The following is a 16878-nucleotide window of genomic DNA, read 5'->3' on the forward strand; positions in this document are numbered from 1 at the left end:
CGTCATGCCGGTGCCCTCGCCGGCTCGTTGGCGACACGGCGGACGCGGTAACGCACCAGCACATCACCGGCCAGCAGCAGGAACAGCATCATCGCCTGGAAAATGCCGACCGCCGCGAAGGGCAGCGCAATGGTGGTCTGCGCTACCTCGCCGCCGACAAAGGTGATGGCAAGGACGATGCCGGCGAGCAGCGCGCCCAGCGGATTGAGCCGGCCGAGAAAGGCGACGATGATCGCGGTGAAACCGTAATTGGTCGGGAACTGCGGCACCAGCCGCCCGAACGGCCCGGCCGCCTCGAGAATGCCGGCAAGCCCGGCGAGCCCACCCGACACCAGCAGCGCCATCCACACCGTGCGGTGGGCAGAGAACCCGCCATAGCGCGCCGCCGCCGGCGAGGCGCCCACCACGCGGACCGAAAAGCCGAACACCGATCGGCTCATCACAAACCACACGAGGACCGCAATGAGAATGGCTATCGGAGTCCCCAGTTGCACGATGGTGCCCGGGATCACATAGGGCAGTGACTGGTCGGCCGAGAACAGCACGGTCTGCGGCTGCCCCATCGAGGTCGGGCTCTTCCACGGCCCGAACACCAGGTAGTTGAGGAGCTGCACAGACACATAGGTCAGCATCAGCGTGGTCAGGATTTCGTTGACCTTGTACTGGGTGCGCAGGAACGCCGGGATCGCCGCATAGGCCATGCCGCCGGCAATGCCGGCGAGCAGCATCAGCGGCAGGATCCATGGCCCCGTCATGTCGTAGGTAAGCAGCGCCACGCCGGTGCCGGCGATACCGCCGACGATGTACTGCCCCTCGGCGCCGATGTTCCAGACATTGGCACGATAGCTGACCGCGAGGCCGACGGCGATGATCACCAGCGGCGAGGCTTTTACCGCCAGGTCCTGCCACTTGTAGGGGTTGGTCAGCGGCGTGAAGAAGATCTCGCGCACCGCACCGAGCCCGTCATAGCCGAGCAGCGTGAAGATCAGCGCGCCCAGCACCATGGTGATCAGCACCGCTGCCACCGGCGTTGCGTAGAGCATGAAGCGGCTTGGCGCCGCCCGTTTCTCAAGCCTCAACTGCAAGCTCACCCCCCGGCGCAAGATGCGTTTCCTCTGGCGTCCCGTGGATGCCGCCCATCAAAAGCCCAATCTCCTCGATCGACACCGAACCGGATGCCATCGGCGCACTGAGCCGCCCGCCATTGATCACCGCCAGCGTATCCGACAGCGCCAGCAGCTCATCGAGATCCTGGCTGATCACCACCACCGCCGTACCGGTCGCCGCGAGATCGACGATGGCCTGGTGGATCGCCGCAGCCGCGCCGGCATCGACGCCCCAGGTTGGTTGACTGACCACCAGCACCGACGGCTTCTGCAGGATCTCGCGACCCATGATGTATTTCTGCAGGTTCCCACCCGATAGCGAGCCGGCAGTGGCGCCCGGCCCCAGCGCCTTCACCGCGAATGCCGCAATCACTTCACCGGTATAGGTTCTCGCCGCGCCGGCGCGGATCAGCCCGCCCGACACCATGCCGAGCCGGTCGCGCGCCGTGAGCACGGTGTTGTCGGCAAGGCTGAAATCGGCGATCGCCGCGTGGCCGTTCCGCTCTTCCGGCACCGCGCAAAGCCCCAGCCCTCGCCGCGCCGTTGGCGACAGCGCGCCGGCCGGCTTGCCGTCAATGCTGACCGATTGCGGATCGGTACCGAGTTCGCCGTCGAGCGCCAGCAGCAGCTCCAGCTGGCCATTACCCGCGACGCCCGCGATCCCGAGGATCTCCCCTGCCCGCACCGAGAAGCTGATGTCCTTGAGCGAGGTGCCGAAATGCGAGGTGGCGGCGTGGCTCAGCCCTTTGACCACCAGCTTCTCGTCCCCGAATGTCCGTCCGGCAACCTTGCGCACGTCCTTCAACCCGGCGCCGATCATCTTTTCGGCCATCGAGCGCGAGGTCTCGACCTTGGGGTCGCAGGTATCCACCAGCTTGCCGCCGCGCAGGATCGTCGCCGTGTCGCAGAGCGCCTTTATCTCGTGCAGCTTGTGCGAAATGTAGAGGATCGAGCAGCCCTCGGCCGCCAGCTGGCGCAGCACCACGAACAGCTGCTCCACTTCCTGCGGCGTGAGCACCGAAGTGGGCTCGTCCATGATCAGCAGTTTCGGGTTCAGCAGCAAAGCGCGCACGATCTCGATGCGCTGCCGCTCGCCCACTGAAAGCGTCGAGACCACCCGGTGCGGCTCGAGCTTCAGCCCGTACTGCTCCATCACCTCACGGATCTTCGCCTCGAGGTCACGCGACTGGATCTTGCTATCCATCCCCAGCGCGATGTTTTCCAGCACCGTCATCGCTTCGAACAGTGAGAAATGCTGGAACACCATGCCGATGCCGAGCTTTCGCGCCGCTTTCGGGTTGCTGACCACAACCGCTTCGCCGTCCCAGCGGATCTCACCGGCATCGGGCTGCATGATGCCGTAGATCATCTTGACCAGGGTAGATTTGCCGGCGCCGTTTTCGCCGAGCAGCGCATGGATTTCGCCGGGTCTGACCGAGAACGAAACGTTGTCGTTGGCGAGGACGCCGGGGAAGCGCTTGGTGATACCGGTCAGTTGCAGCCGCGGTGCGATGCTACTCTCCAAGGACGGCTCCCGACTTCTTCGCAGTGGCCGGCCGCGCCTTCGGATCTTCGACTTCCCGCCAGCCAATGTGGACCAGAATTTCCGCCGCCGCCAGCGCGGCAATCACTTCGGGCCGCTTGTCCCCAAGCCCATGCGGGAAGGCCTTGCCGCCGATCGGCAGCACCAGCCGTTCGAGCCGCGCAGCCGGATAGCCTTCGCCCAGGTACCAGGAGCGGAACTTTGCTTTCTTGGTCTTCGAGCCGACCATCCCGACATAGGGTGCGTCCGCCCGCTGCAGCGCCTCGGCGGCGATGAGGAAGTCGAGCGCATGGTCATGCGTCAGGATGACGAAGGCGCTGCCATTCGGCGCGCTCCGCACCACCGCCTCGGGCATCGCCACGGCGTGGGTTTCGACATTGCCGGGGAGGTTGGTGAGTTCGTCGGGCCTCGTATCGACCACGTGGACTTTGAGCGGCAGCGCTGCCAGCGCCCGCGCCAGTGCATGCCCCACGTGGCCGGCGCCGAACAGGTAGACGTGCGGTCGCGCCGCCAGTTCCGCATCTAGCCGCGCGATAAGCCGCGTCGCCTCAGCTTCAGTGACGCGCTTCAGCGCCACATCCACTCGGCCACCGCAGCACTGCCCGATCTCGGGCCCGAGCGGAATATCGAGCCTGTCCTCATGCTCACCTGATCGCAGCACCTGCCGCGCCCGATCGATCACCATATATTCGAGCGCCCCACCCCCAATGGTGCCGACCTGCGCGTCGGACGAGATCAGCATGAACGTCCCGGCCTCACGGGGGGATGAGCCGCGCACGGCGGTGAGCTCGGCGACGATCGTCGCGGGGTGGGTGGTGAGGAAAGATTTGAGGGTGGCGGCGGAGAGAGTCATCGTGTGGCCTCCCCCTCATCCGCCCGTTGGGCACCTTCTCCCACAAGGGGAGAAGGCCCGACTGAGGGGCCTGTGGACTGGTCTACTACTCCCGGATCTGCGGGCTGGCCCTGTGCCGCGATGTCCGCGGGGTGACCTTCTCCCTTGATGGGAGAAGGTGGCCGAAGGCCGGATGAGGGTGGGGCCACACGCGCCGTCAGCAGAGTGAGGATCGCTTCCAGCACCCCATCGCGATTGTCGCTGAGCTCACTGTTCCAGACCCGCAGCACTTCGAAACCGCGGCGGCGCAGCTCTTCGTCGCGACGCACGTCCCGTGCACTTTCGAAATGCTGGCTGCCGTCGAGTTCAACAACGAGCCGCCCCTCGTAGCAGGCGAAATCCGCGAAGTACGGACCAATCGGGACCTGCCGCCTGAACTTGAAACCGACCAACCGGCGATCCCTCAGTAGGTACCAGAGCCGAGCCTCCGCTTGCGTCTCATTCCGACGCAGGGCCCGAGCTCGATTGGTGCCGGCTGCCGAAGCCTCGGGAGGCTGCGGCCCATCGTTCGATGATGAGGGGTGAGCCACCGGCCTCGCCATCAGCCCTGCCTCGCCCGCCGCATCCGTTCAACCCCCATCAGCACCCGCTCGGGCGTTGCCGGCATATCGAGTTGCGGCGCGACTTTGTAATCCGCCACCGACGCGACTGCCATCGACAGCGCTTCGACCACCGAATAGCCGAGCACCAGCGGGGGCTCGCCGACGGCCTTCGACCGCCCGATCGCCGGCTCCTTGTTGATGCTCCATTCGGCCAGCCGCACGTTGAAGATGCGCGGCACGTCGGAAGCGAGCGGAATCTTGTAGGTCGAGGGCGCATGGGTGCGCAGTTGCCCCTTGCCGTCCCACCACAGCTCCTCGGTGGTGAGCCAGCCCATGCCCTGGACGAAGCCGCCTTCCACCTGGCCGATATCGATCGCTGGGTTGAGCGAGCGGCCGACATCCTCGAGCACGTCCGAGCGGTCGACCTGGTACTCGCCGGTCAGCGTGTCGATGGTGACTTCCGAAGCCGCCGCGCCATAGGCGAAATAGTAGAACGGATGGCCGCGCCCGGTGGCGCGGTCCCAATGGATTTTCGGCGTCTTGTAGAAGCCGGTCGCCGATAGCTGCACCCGGTTCATCCAGCATGAGGTTGCCAGTTCATCGAACGGCACGAATTGCTGGCCGGCGCGGATGCCGCCGAACTCCCACTGCACTTCGGATGGCTCGACCTCGTAGATGAAGGCCGCATGCGCCGCCATCCGCGCCTTGATCTGGTTGGCCGCGTCGAGCGCCGCCATGCCGTTGAGATCGGTGCCGGAGGAGGCCGCAGTCGCCGAGGTGTTGGGCACCTTGCCGGTATTGCTGGCGGTGATCTGCACCCGCTCAACCGGCACGCCGAAGGCGTCGGCCACCACCTGCATCACCTTGATATGGAGCCCCTGCCCCATCTCGGTGCCGCCATGGCTCAGATGGATCGAGCCGTCGCGATAGACATGCACCAGCGCCCCGGCCTGGTTGTGCCAGGTGGCGGTGAACGAGATGCCGAACTTCACCGGCACCATGGCGATGCCCTTCTTCAAGACCTTGCTGGTCTTGTTGAATTCGATAATGGCCTGGCGCCGCGCCTGGTAGTCGGAGCTCTCCTCGAGATCCGCGATCACCCGCTCGATGACATTGTCCTCCACCACCTGGTGGTAGGGCGTCACGTTGTTGCTGTCGGTGCCGTAGAAATTGGCCTTGCGGATCTCCAGCGGGTCCTTGCCCAGCGCATAGGCGATGTCTTCGATCCAGCGCTCCGCCGCGATGATCCCCTGCGGGCCACCAAAACCGCGGAACGCCGTGTTCGACACCGTATTGGTGAACAGCGGCAGCGAGTTCACCCGGACGCTCGGATACCAGTAGGCGTTGTCGCAATGGAACAGCGCCCGGTCGGTCACCGGCCCCGAAAGGTCGGCCGAGTAGCCCGAGCGCGCTGCATAGGTGGCGGTCACCGCCTGGATCTTGCCATCGGCATTGTAGCCGACATCGTAATCGACGACGAAATCATGGCGCTTGCCGGTGATCTGGAAATCGTCGTCGCGGTCGGGGCGGATCTTCACCGCCGTGTTGAACTTCTTGGCCGCGACGGCCGCCACCACGGCGAACAGGTTCCCCTGGGTTTCCTTGCCGCCGAAGCCGCCGCCCATGCGGCGCATGTTCACCGTCACCGCGGCATGGGGCACGCCGAGCACCTGCGCCACCATCACCTGGATTTCGGTCGGGTGCTGGCTCGATACCTGCAGGGTGATCTCGTCGTCCTCGCCGGGAATGGCAAGCGCCGCCTGGCTTTCGAGGTAGAAATGCTCCTGCCCGCCGATCCGCACCCGGCCCTTGGCCCGGTGCTCGGAGCCGGCAAGCCCGGCTTCGACATCGCCGCGCTCGAGCTTCAGCGGCTCGGTAACGAGCTTGCCACCCGCCGCCACCGCCGCATCGACGTCAGTGACATGCGGCAGCTCGCGATACTCGATCTTCGCCAGCTTCGCCGCCCGCCGCGCCGCCTCACGCGTCTGAGCGATCACCGCGAACAGCGGCTGGCCCCAGGTGACGACGCGGGTCGTGGCAAACACCGGCTCGTCATGCTTATGCACCGAGCTCACGTCGTTCTCGGCCGGAATATCCTCAGCCGTCAGCACCCCCACGACGCCCGGCGCAGCGCGCACCGCATCGAGGTTCATCGAGGCGATATCGGCATGCGCCTTGGTGGAGAGCCCGAGATAGGCGTGCAGCGTGCCCTCGGGCTCCGCGAGGTCGTCGATATAGTCGGCTCGCCCGGCCACCTGCTTGATGGCGGAGTCGTGCTTCACCGAAACATGCAGCGGCGAGGTGGTAATGGGGGATTGCTTGTTCATGGGTGCACACCATCAGCAGACGGCCCCCTCCCGGCCTCCCCCATGAAGGGGGAGGTGAAGAGTCGAGCTTGTGGCTCGATCGTGCCAAGTCCACAGGGCGGCACCTCCCCCCTTGTGGGGGAGGATGGGAGGGGGCCGTCTGCCAGCAGCAATGCACCAATCATCACGCCACCTCCCTCGTCAGCCGTTCACCCTCGCCGGTCGTCTCGAGGAAAAACCGCCGCAACAGGTTCTGCGCCGCCAGCAGCCGGTACTCCGCCGAAGCCCGCATATCGGTGAGCGGCTGATAGTCCTCGGCGAAGGCCGGGATCGCCGCTTCCACCGTCGCCACGCTCCAGGCCTTCCCCAGCAAAGCAGCTTCCACCGCTTTGGCCCGCTTCGGCGTCGCCGCCATGCCGCCATAGGCGATGGTGATGCCGGCCACCTTGCCGCCCTCCAGCTTCAGCCGGAACGCTCCGCACAGCGCCGAGATGTCCTCGTCCTTGCGCTTGGTGATCTTGTAGCAGGCAAACTGCTCGCCTTCCGGCAGCGATGGGATCGTGACGCTCTCGACGAACTCGCCCGGCTGCCGGTCCTGCTTGCCATAGGCGATGAAGAAATCCTCGAGCTTTACCTCGCGGCGCACCCCGCCCTTCCTCAGTGTTATCGAAGCGCCCAGGGCGATCAGCGGTGGCGGCGTGTCGCCGATCGGCGAGCCATTGGCGATGTTGGCGCCGATGGTGCCCATATTGCGCACCTGCTGGCCGCCGATGCGCATCCAGAGTTCGGTGAGCTGCGGGAAGCGCGACGTCACCGCAGCAGTGGCTTCGCTATAGGTCACCCCTGCCCCGAGCTTCAGCGTCGCGTCGGTTTCTTCGATCCGCTGCAGGTCCGCGACATCGCCGATGAAGATCATCGGCCCGATATCGCGCATGAACTTGGTGACCCACAGGCCGACATCGGTGGCGCCGGAGACCAGCGTCCCCTGAGGGTTCGCGGCATAGACCTCGGCAAGGTCGTCGGCCGAAGCCGGGACGATCAGCCGATCCTTGCCTTCGCCCAGTTCCACCCGGCGGCCGTCGCGCAGCGCTTCGAGCCGCGCCTTGATGGTCTGCCGCTCACTGACCAGCGGATCGGCCACGACCTGGCCATAGGCCGAGATCGACCGGCCGGCCTTGATAATCGGGGTGTAGCCGGTGCAGCGGCAAAGGTTCCCCTGCAGCGCCACCTCGATGTCGTTCACCGAGGGGTCGGCGTTCTGCATCCACATGCCATAGAGCGACATCACGATGCCCGGCGTGCAGAAACCGCACTGGCTGCCATGATGCTCGACCATCGCCTGCTGCACCGGATGCAGCGGGCCGTTGGCCGCCGAAAGATGCTCGACCGTCACCACATGCGTTGCATCAAGCGAGCCGACGAAGCAGATGCAGGCATTGACGGATTGGTAGCTGAGCTCGCCGTCGTGAACCCGCCCGACCAGCACCGTGCAGGCCCCGCAATCGCCCTCGGCGCAGCCTTCTTTCGAGCCGGTCATGCGCCGGTCGAGGCGCAGGAAATCGAGCAGCGTCCGGGTCGCCGAAATTTCGTCCAGCATGACGTCCTGGTCGTTGAGGATGAACCGCAGCTGGTTGCGGATTTCAGTCATCAGCTTCCCCGGTAAGTCGAGTATCCATACGGCGAGACGAGCAGCGGCACGTGGTAGTGCGCCGCCTCGCTCATCGTGAACCGCACTGGCACCGTGTCGAGGAACGGGGTTTCGAGATCGAGGCCAATCCGCTCGAAATACTGCCCCACATGGAAGATCAGCTCATAGCTGCCCAGGTGGAAGCGATCGCCTTCCAGCAGCGGTTGGTCCACCCGCCCATCGGCATTGGTGTGTCCGGACCAGATATGGTGCGTATGGTCGCCATGTACCATGCTCAGGTCGAGCCGCATGCCCATCGCAGGCTTGCCATGTGTCGTATCGAGTACGTGCGTCGTCAGGCGTGCTGAACCCGCCATTGTGAAGTCCCTTCGCCCTGCCCGCCGGATCGCCCCCGTGGCTCCCGCTTGCCGTTGAGGCATAACCCTTGGATTGCCCGACTATTGAGCATATTCGCCTCCGTTCCAAGGGGGTCGTCGGCAGTTTTTTACCAACTGGTCCACTTTTGCCGGCCTTGCAACGCGCGACCCGGCTCGCGATAAATCGGGGACCAACGATGAGGTGCCAATGATGCGTTATCCCCGGAACCTGCAGGGCTACGGCCCGAATCCCCCGGATGCGCAATGGCCCGGCGGCGCCCATGTCGCAGTTCAGTTCGTGCTGAACTACGAAGAAGGCGGCGAGAACAATATCCTGCATGGCGACGCCGCCTCCGAGGCGTTCCTCGTCGATGTGATCGGCGCCGTGCCGTGGCCGGGCAAGCGCCACTGGAACGTCGAGTCGATGTACGAGTACGGCGCCCGTGCCGGCTTCTGGCGGCTGCACCGCCTGTTCACCGGCCTCAACCTGCCGGTCACCGTCTATGGCGTCGCCACCGCGCTGCAGCGCTCGCCCGAGCAGGTCAAGGCCATGCTCGACGCCGACTGGGAGATTGCCAGCCACGGCCTCAAGTGGATCGACTACAAGGACTATGACATCGAGCACGAGCGCGAGGACCTGCACGCCGCAATCAAGCTCCACGCCGAGGTGACCGGCAGCCGCCCCACCGGCTGGTATTGCGGCCGCACCTCGGTGAATACCGTCGATCTCGCGAGCGAGGAAGGCGGCTTCACCTATGTCTCCGACACCTATGACGACGACCTGCCCTACTATCGCGAGCATTTCGGCAGCCCGCAGTTGATCATCCCCTATTCGCTCGCCACCAACGACATGCGCTTCACCACCGCCTCGGGCTTTGCCAATGGCGAGGAGTATTTCCAGCTGCTGAAGGACACCTTCGACGTGCTCTACGAGGAGGGCCAGGCCGGCGCTCCCAAGATGATGTCGCTGGGACTGCACTGCCGGCTGGTCGGCATGCCCGGCCGCTTTGCCGGGCTGAAGCGCTTCGTCGAGTACATTATGGGAAAGGACAAGGTCTGGATCGCCAAGCGCATCGACATCGCCGAGCACTGGTTGACCACCCACCCCTATGTGAAGCCTGAGCTCGTGCCGTCCGAACTGGCGCTCGACGATTTCACCCAGCTGTTCGGCAATGTGTTCGAGCATTCCGAATGGGTGGCCGAGCGCGCTCACAAGCGCGAAATGGGCCCGGCGCACGACACGGCCACCGGCCTCCACGCGTTGATGGCCCAGGTGTTCCGCGCCGCCACGCCTGCCGAACGGCTCGCCGTGCTCAACGCCCACCCCGACCTCGCCGGCAAGCTCGCCGCGGCCAGGCGCCTCACCTCCGAATCCGAGTCCGAGCAGGCCTCGGCCGGGCTCGATGCGCTGACCGACGCCGAGCGGCAAAAGTTCGGCGAAATGAACGCCGCCTATGTCGAGAAGTTCGGCTTCCCCTTCATCATCGCGGTGCGTGACAACACCAAGGCCCAGATCATGGCGGCGTTCGAGACGCGTCTGGCCAATGATCGCGAAGTGGAGTTCGCCACCGCCTGCCGGCAGGTGGAACGCATCGCCGAACTGCGGATCCGGCAGATTCTGGGCGCCTGAACCGCGGCAGACGGCCCCCTCCCATCCTCCCCCATGAAGGGGGAGGTGCCCGCTGGTGCGTCTGGCACGATTGAAGACAGAGCCTCGACTCTTCACCTCCCCCTTCATGGGGGAGGCCGGGAGGGGGCCGTCTCTATCAGTATGCCCCCTCACGCAAACCCCGCTTGACATCCCGTCGCACATCGATCATAACCATCTCGTTATATAGCGAACAGGTTATGAAATGCAGCCGAACCCGAACCAGCTCGATCTCACCTTCGCCGCCCTCGCCGACCCCACCCGGCGCGCCATCCTCGCGCGGCTGGCCGAGGGCGAGGCATCGGTGAATGAACTGGCGGCGCCGTTCGAGATGAGCCAGCCGGCCATTTCCAAGCATATCAAGGTGCTGGAAAACGCCGGCCTCGTCTCACGCGGCAAGGATGCGCAGCGCCGGCCGGTGAAGATCGAGGCACTGCCCTTGGCCGATGCGGTGGGCTGGCTCGAGAACTATCGCAAGTTCTGGGAGCAGAGCTACCAGCGGCTCGATACCCTGCTCGATGAGTTGCAGCGTTTCGCCCCCAAGGGCGACAAGAAGAACTGAACAGGACCAGAGGAGACGCCCCATGCAGCCGCCCCTGACCATCACCCTGCCCTCCGACTGCGAGATCGCCGTCACCCGCACCTTCAGGGCCTCGGCCGACCTGGTGTTCGATTGCTGGACCGTTCCGGCGCTGATCAAGCGGTGGCTCGGCTTCGCCGACTGGACGTTTACCACCTGCGAGTTCGACGCCCGGGTCGGCGGCAAGTGGCGCTTCGTCACCCGCAGTCCTGACGGCTTCGAAATGGGCTCGGGCGGCGATGTGCTGGAGATCACCCGGCCGGACTGGATCAAGACCGACGAGCTCTACGATCAGGATTGGACCGGAGGTAAGACCATCGTCACCAACCGCATCACAGAAGAGGACGGCATCACCACTTCACTGGTGACCATTCTTTACCCAACGAGGCAAGCTCGCGACGGCGCCAGGGCCACCCCGATGGCCGAGGGCATGGAGGCGGGCTTCAAGCGGCTCGAAGAGCTGCTGGCCGATATGCCGGCCTACTAGTTCAGAACTTTCGACTGCCCTGCGACGACCCTGCCGCTGAAGCGTTCCGCTTCACGGATCGGGAAAACTCAACCCAACGAGGAGACCTCGAAATGCCCAAGATCATGCCCTGCCTGTGGATCGACGACCGCATCGAAGAGATGGTCGATTTTTACATTGCGACCTTCAAGGACGGCGAGATCCACAAGGTCGACCACTATCCGGATGGCCGGATCATCACCATCACCTTCCGCCTGCGCGACCAGGAGTTCATGGCGCTGAACGGCGGCCCGCAGTTCACGTTCACCGAGGCCATTTCCTTCACTGTCGATTGCGACGGCCAGGAGGAGGTGGATCACCTGTGGGACACCCTCACCGCCAATGGCGGCGAAGAAAGCCAGTGCGGCTGGCTGAAGGACAAGTTCGGCCTCAGCTGGCAGATCGTCCCCAAGCAGTTGGGCGAGGCCCTGGCCGGTAGCGACCGCGCCGGCGCCGGCCGGGCGATGCAGGCCATGCTGAAGATGCAGAAGATCATCGTGGCCGACATCCAGAAGGCCTACGCCGGCAGCTAAGCCGACAGGCACCGGCCTCTCCGTGATCCTCCCCCGCATGGCGGGGGAGGGGGACCAGCGAAGCTGGTGGAGGGGGCGGCCAAAGACACCGGCGCATCCTGCCGCCCCCTCCACCGCCTTCGGCGGTCCCCCTCCCCCGTTTCACGGTGGAGGACCACCGAGAGACCGGTGCGTGTACCATCGTATGAACTAGCCCTGCTCAACTCACATCGCGAGCCCCTGCCCCACGCGCCACCCGGCGCGCGGACGGGAGCGGCTTGCCAGAATCCGGAGACCCCTGAAATGCACCGCCGAACTTTCCTCCTCACCGTCAGCGCCCTGGTGCTGGCTACCGCCGTGCCGGCTATCGGCCAGCAACCGACCTTCGACCCTGCGGCGCTGGCCGCGCTGAAGGGCAAGATCGAAGCCTCGATCAAGAAGGGCGACCTGCCCGGCGCCGTCTGGCTGCTCGCCAAGGGCGACGAGGTGATCGTCGATACGGCGGGGAACACCGCCTTCGAGGGCGGCGTGCCGATGCGCCGCGACACCATTTTCCGCATCGCCTCGGTCGCGAAGGCCGTCACTGCCACCGCGGTGATGATGCTGGTCGAGGAGGGCAAGCTTCGTCTCGACGAGCCGGTCGACCGGCTGCTTCCCGAACTTGCCGACCGCCAGGTGCTGAAGGACCTTAAAGGCCCGATCACCGACACCGTACCGGCGATCCGCCCGATCCTCGTCAGCGACCTGCTAGATTTCACCCTGGGGTTCGGCGTGCTGTTCGACCCCACTTTGCCGATCCAGCAGGCGATCGACGCCCGCCAGCTGACCAACGGCCCGCCGGTACCGGCGACGCCGTGGACGCCCGACGAGTGGCTGGCGAAATTCGCCGAGCTGCCGCTGATGCATCAGCCGGGCGCGACCTGGATGTACAATACCGGCTCGCTCGTGGCCGGTGTGCTGATCGCCCGGGCCTCCGGCATGCCGCTCGCAGAGTTCTTCGAGACCCGCATCTTTACCCCGCTCGGCATGGTCGATACCGGCTTCTTCGTGCCGCCGGAAAAGCTCGATCGGTTCCAGCCGGCCTATTCGGTGAACTTCGCCACCAACGAGCAGTTTCTCGAAGACCCGGTCGACGGCATCTGGAGCAAACCGCCGAGCTTCCCGTCCGCTGCCGGCGGGCTGGTTTCGACGCTCGACGACTATCTCGCCTTCGCCCGCATGCTGCTCAATGGCGGCGAGTATCGCGGCACGCGGCTGATCAGCGCGGCTTCGGTCGAAAAGATCACTCACAACCAGCTGACGCCTGAGCAGAAGGATGGCGCCGGCTTCATGCCCGGCTTTTTCGACAGGGTCGGTTGGGGCTATGGCGTTCTGACCTATGACGCGCCTGACGACATCTCGCCCACGCCCGGCCGCTATGGCTGGAACGGCGGCTATGGCACCACCTGGATCAACGACCCAAGCACCGGCCTGATCGGGCTGATGTTCACCCAATCGGTCCAATACTACATCACCTCCAACGAGTTCCGTGACTTCTGGCGCGGCGCTTACACCGCCATCGGCGCCGAAACCAAGGGAGTGTCCGACGTGCCCGAACTCATCACCCACGACGTGTCGGTCACCCGCAGCTTCAACGCCTCGCCCGAACGCGCCTGGCGCGCCTGGACCGAAGATGCCGAAGTGCAGAAGTGGTGGGGTCCGCGCCCCTGGACCAGCCCGGCGGCCCGCATGGACGTACGCGAAGGCGGCTACTCGGTGGTGCTGATGCGCTCGCCCGAGGGGCACGAGCTGTGGATGCGCTGGGAGTATACCAAGGTGGTCCCCAACGAGCGGCTCGAATACGTCCAGAACCTCTCGGACAAGGACGGCAACCCGATCGACCCGACCAGTGTCGGCATGCCCGCTGAATTCCCGCGCGATGTCGCAACGGTAGTGACGCTGACGCCGAAAGGCGAGTTCACCGAGGTCACCATCACCGAGCACACCACCACGTCGAAGCAGATGATGGAAATGTCGCAGCTCGGCCTCGAGCAGGTGATGGATCAGATGGGCCAGACCTTCGATGGCCAGGCAAATTGAACCCGGCGCCGGCTGGCGCCGGCGCACCATTATCCAGGGGGCCGCGGCGTTGACGTTGGCTCTCGCCACCGGCCCGCTCCGGGCCGAGGAGAGTAAATTGGGACGATATCTGAACGTCGACGGCCTCGACATCTATGTCGAGGAGCATGGCAGCGACCGGAGCCAGCCGCCGGTGGTGTTGCTGCACGGCGCGCTCTTTGCCATCGAGACCGCCTGGGGCGACCTGCTGCCACGCCTTGCCGACCGCCGAGTGATCGCCATCGAAGCACAGGGGCACGGCCATACCGCAGATCGCGCTGCCGCCTTTTCCGAGGCGCAGATGGTCGCCGACACCGCCGCCGTGCTCGACCAACTGGGCATTGCCGGCGCTGACCTCGTCGGCCACAGCATGGGTGCGATCACTGCCGGCGGCCTTGCCATGCGCCGCCCTGACCTGGTCCGCAGCCTCACCCTCATCGGCCGCAACTTCAGCCCGGAGGGTACCGTGCCGGAATTGCTGGAAATGCAGCGCGACCCACAGCACGTGCCGTCGCCCGAGCTCATCGCCATCCTGCCGACGCAAGTCGAGTTCGGCGCCTGGGCCGAGCACTATCAGCGCACGGCGCCGGACCCCACCGCCTTTCAGGAGGTGGCGATGAAGGTGCAGATGTATGTGGGTGGCTGGCCGGGCTGGAGCCGCGAGCAGTTGGCCGACGTCAAAGCCCCTGCCCTTGTGGTCGTCGGCGACCATGATTTCGTGCCGCCGGCGCATGCGGCCGAGCTCGCGGCACTGCTGCCCGATGCACAACTCGCGATCCTCCCGGGCACGACCCACACCTCGATCCTCGAGCGCGGCGCTTGGCTCGAGCCGATGTTGCGGGCACGCTGGGACAAGCTCGGCTGAACCGCCGGCAACCAGGTTGAAGGAGGCAACATGGATCTCACCGCCGAAACTATCCTCGCCCGGCTGCACAGCATGCGGTCGGACGAGGAGCGGCAGAAATACCACCGCTATTTCAGCTTCGAGGACGATGCGGCCGAGACCTTTATCGGCGTCCGCATGGGCCAGGTCTTCGCCCTCGCCAAGGAATGCATCCTGACCCCACCTGCGGAAATCGAAAAGCTGATGGAGTCCGATATCCACGAGGCCCGGGCGGCCGCCATGAGCATCATGGCCAAGCAATATCAGGGGAAGAAAACCACGCCCGAACGAAAGCAGGAGCTGTTCGATCTCTATCTGCGCCGGCACGACCGCATCAACGATTGGGACCTGGTGGATCTCGCCGCCTATTACGTGATCGGCCCGCATCTGGTCGATCGCCCACGCGATATCCTCTATCGGCTGGCGAAATCGCAGAACATGTGGGAGCGCCGCACTGCGACGCTCGCCACCTTCTCGTTCATCCGCCGCGGCCAGTACGACGACGCCTTCGCGATCGCCGAGCTGCTGCTCGATGACCCCGAGGATATGGTGCACAAGGCCGTGGGCTGGATGCTGCGCACCACCGATGCCAACCGCCCGGCGCTCAACGCCTTCCTCGACAGGCACGCAGCGCGGATGCCCCGCATCATGCTGCGCAATGCGCTCGAGCACTATGCGCCCGACGAGCGGGCCCGCTACCTCGCCATGGGCAAGGCCAGATGAGCCGCGAGCCGCTGCACGTCACCCTCACGGGCGAGCGCGCCATCCGCATGGTCCGCCGCTTCCAGGCGCCGCGCGAACTGGTATTCGCGGCGCTCACCACCCCTGCCCTGTTGCAGCGCTGGTATGCCGAACTGGTCAGCGCCGAACTCGACCTGCGCGTCGGCGGAAACTGGCGCATCGTCACCCGCCGCCCCGATGGACGCGAAATCGGCCAACGCGGGACCTACCGCGAGGTCGAACCGCCCAGCAGGCTGGTGCAGACCGAACATTGGGAGGATTGGGATCCCGGGGAGGTGCTGGTCACCACCACGCTGACCGAGGCTGCCGGGGTGACCACCCTCGACGTGCTGTCGGAATTCCCGACGGCAGACGTGCGCGAACTGCTGGTGAAGGCGGGCATGAACGACGAGTCGGTGGCGCACTACGACCGGCTGGAGGATCTATTGGCTGAAATGGGGTGAGGGTTGGGACGTTTGGGTAACAGCATTCCCTCCACACCTGCCGGCTGTCATCCCTGCGAAAGCAGGGACCCCACGGCGAGGGCTCTGCCCTCGTCCGGCGCAGCATGCGCCTGTGGGTGGTTGGGTCCCTGCTTTCGCAGGGTGACACCGAGTTCTTGGTGCTTGCAGTGGGCGCCCCCGCCACGGGTAGCGCAACTCAACCGTCAGTCGCCGCCACCACCGTCGCCGCCACCATCCCCATCGGAATCGCCGAACGAGAACGTGCTGCCCCCACCGCTCTCATTGCCGCCGCTCCGGCCGCGCGTAACCAGGCTGCCGACCAGCCAGCCGAGTCCGATCAACGCGATGACTGCGAGCACCGGCCAGAATGTGCCGAGAAATCCGTAGACCGGCTCGCGGAACGACTGTTGGAAGTCGCGGAGCCAATCCATTGCTCAGTGCCCCGGACTGTGTCCGTCGCGCTGCTCGTGGTGCGGTTCGCCGTCTTCCCAGTCGATATCGGTATTGACCTGGGGCTCGGGGTGGCCGAGCAGGCGATCGATCCATTGACGCAGCGCGCGACCGGCCTCTTCCAGCTGGATGGGGTCGATCAGGGGGCGCGGGTCATGCTGCGGTTGCGGTGCCATGCCGCCGAATCTGCGCCCGATTCCTAAACTTTTTCTGACCTGGGCGATCGCCCTGGACGACTGCCGGCCGTCTCTCTGCTTGGCTGCTCACCAGGCGTCGGGTTCGCGCACCATGTGGACGATTCCTGCCGGATTGAAGAACCAGCCGCCGCGAAATCCCTCACCCAGCGGCTCGATCGCGTCATTCCGGATCACGCCGGCCGCGCTCAGTTGGGCCGCCGCAGTGGCAAACTCCGGCGCGAAGAGTTCGAGCCAGATCTCGCTCTGCGAGTGGCCGGGCGCCTCATCGATCCATAGCTGGTTTGGCCCGAACAGGAAGCCGACCTCCGGTCGGTCCGGCACGCGTTCCAGTTTCAGGACGTCGCGATAGAACGCCACCGTCTCGGCGTAGAGATGGGTCGGCACCTTCATGGCGATGTTCAGGCCGCCCTTGATCTTGCTCGTCATGGT

General features: G+C 65.4%; 18 protein-coding genes. 8 read left to right on the top strand and 10 right to left on the bottom strand.

Going from position 1 to position 16878, the window contains the following annotated elements; genetic code table 11:
• Positions 1 to 2: 2 nt before the first annotated feature.
• The 7 genes from VGV07_RS05845 to uraH form a co-directional block, all read right to left on the bottom strand.
• Positions 3 to 1079, bottom strand: a complete 1077-nt coding sequence (locus tag VGV07_RS05845) for an ABC transporter permease (protein WP_326867747.1) — start codon at positions 1077 to 1079, stop codon at positions 3 to 5.
• Complete coding sequence (locus VGV07_RS05850; protein WP_326867748.1) at positions 1069 to 2631, bottom strand: ABC transporter ATP-binding protein; 1563 nt, start codon at positions 2629 to 2631, stop codon at positions 1069 to 1071. Before VGV07_RS05850 ends, VGV07_RS05845 begins: the two co-directional genes overlap by 11 nt.
• Entirely contained in the window at positions 2621 to 3502 is an 882-nt protein-coding gene (gene xdhC, locus VGV07_RS05855; protein WP_326867749.1) for a xanthine dehydrogenase accessory protein XdhC, read from the bottom strand. The genes VGV07_RS05850 and xdhC overlap by 11 nt, the downstream gene beginning before the upstream one ends.
• Positions 3499 to 4083, bottom strand: coding sequence for an endonuclease domain-containing protein (locus tag VGV07_RS05860; protein WP_326867750.1), 585 nt, complete (start codon positions 4081 to 4083; stop codon positions 3499 to 3501). Before VGV07_RS05860 ends, xdhC begins: the two co-directional genes overlap by 4 nt.
• On the bottom strand, positions 4083 to 6410 hold the full coding sequence (gene xdhB, locus VGV07_RS05865) for a xanthine dehydrogenase molybdopterin binding subunit (RefSeq protein ID WP_326867751.1): 2328 nt from the start codon (positions 6408 to 6410) through the stop codon (positions 4083 to 4085). The genes VGV07_RS05860 and xdhB overlap by 1 nt, the downstream gene beginning before the upstream one ends.
• Before the next feature lie 163 nt (positions 6411 to 6573).
• Complete coding sequence (xdhA, locus tag VGV07_RS05870; protein WP_326867752.1) at positions 6574 to 8037, bottom strand: xanthine dehydrogenase small subunit; 1464 nt, start codon at positions 8035 to 8037, stop codon at positions 6574 to 6576.
• The gene (gene uraH / locus VGV07_RS05875) at positions 8037 to 8393 is read right to left on the bottom strand and encodes a hydroxyisourate hydrolase (RefSeq protein ID WP_326867753.1); all 357 of its coding nucleotides are present in this window, start codon (positions 8391 to 8393) and stop codon (positions 8037 to 8039) included. The genes xdhA and uraH overlap by 1 nt, the downstream gene beginning before the upstream one ends.
• Positions 8394 to 8604: 211 nt before the next feature.
• Between uraH and puuE the strand changes: the two genes are divergently transcribed.
• The 8 genes from puuE (at position 8605) to VGV07_RS05915 (ending at position 15802) form a co-directional block, all read left to right on the top strand.
• Positions 8605 to 10023, top strand: a complete 1419-nt coding sequence (gene puuE / locus VGV07_RS05880) for an allantoinase PuuE (protein WP_326867795.1) — start codon at positions 8605 to 8607, stop codon at positions 10021 to 10023.
• A gap of 223 nt (positions 10024 to 10246) precedes the next feature.
• A complete protein-coding gene (locus VGV07_RS05885) occupies positions 10247 to 10603 on the top strand; it encodes an ArsR/SmtB family transcription factor (RefSeq protein ID WP_055045447.1) in 357 nt (118 codons plus the stop codon).
• A 22-nt stretch (positions 10604 to 10625) separates the two neighbouring features.
• On the top strand, positions 10626 to 11108 hold the full coding sequence (locus tag VGV07_RS05890; protein ID WP_326867754.1) for an SRPBCC family protein: 483 nt from the start codon (positions 10626 to 10628) through the stop codon (positions 11106 to 11108).
• A 92-nt stretch (positions 11109 to 11200) separates the two neighbouring features.
• A complete protein-coding gene (locus VGV07_RS05895) occupies positions 11201 to 11659 on the top strand; it encodes a VOC family protein (protein WP_326867755.1) in 459 nt (152 codons plus the stop codon).
• 282 nt (positions 11660 to 11941) lie between these two features.
• Positions 11942 to 13717 (top strand): serine hydrolase, encoded by a 1776-nt coding sequence (locus tag VGV07_RS05900; RefSeq protein ID WP_326867756.1) that lies wholly within the window; start codon positions 11942 to 11944, stop codon positions 13715 to 13717.
• Between the two features lie 97 nt (positions 13718 to 13814).
• Positions 13815 to 14600: an alpha/beta hydrolase gene (locus VGV07_RS05905; protein ID WP_326867757.1), complete on the top strand. Its 786-nt coding sequence runs from the start codon at positions 13815 to 13817 to the stop codon at positions 14598 to 14600.
• Between the two features lie 30 nt (positions 14601 to 14630).
• Positions 14631 to 15341 (top strand): DNA alkylation repair protein, encoded by a 711-nt coding sequence (locus VGV07_RS05910; protein ID WP_326867758.1) that lies wholly within the window; start codon positions 14631 to 14633, stop codon positions 15339 to 15341.
• A complete protein-coding gene (locus VGV07_RS05915; RefSeq protein WP_326867759.1) occupies positions 15338 to 15802 on the top strand; it encodes an SRPBCC domain-containing protein in 465 nt (154 codons plus the stop codon). The genes VGV07_RS05910 and VGV07_RS05915 overlap by 4 nt, the downstream gene beginning before the upstream one ends.
• Before the next feature lie 203 nt (positions 15803 to 16005).
• Here VGV07_RS05915 and VGV07_RS05920 read toward each other — a convergent pair whose 3' ends face one another.
• From VGV07_RS05920 to VGV07_RS05930, 3 genes are all read right to left on the bottom strand, one after another.
• Positions 16006 to 16233, bottom strand: a complete 228-nt coding sequence (locus tag VGV07_RS05920) for a hypothetical protein (protein ID WP_326867760.1) — start codon at positions 16231 to 16233, stop codon at positions 16006 to 16008.
• 3 nt (positions 16234 to 16236) lie between these two features.
• A complete protein-coding gene (locus VGV07_RS05925) occupies positions 16237 to 16428 on the bottom strand; it encodes a hypothetical protein (RefSeq protein ID WP_326867761.1) in 192 nt (63 codons plus the stop codon).
• A gap of 87 nt (positions 16429 to 16515) precedes the next feature.
• Positions 16516 to 16875, bottom strand: a complete 360-nt coding sequence (locus VGV07_RS05930) for a hypothetical protein (protein WP_326867762.1) — start codon at positions 16873 to 16875, stop codon at positions 16516 to 16518.
• Positions 16876 to 16878: the final 3 nt, after the last annotated feature.

Source organism: Devosia sp., from assembly GCF_035944845.1.
In the GTDB taxonomy this organism is placed as follows: Bacteria; Pseudomonadota; Alphaproteobacteria; order Rhizobiales; family Devosiaceae; genus Devosia_A.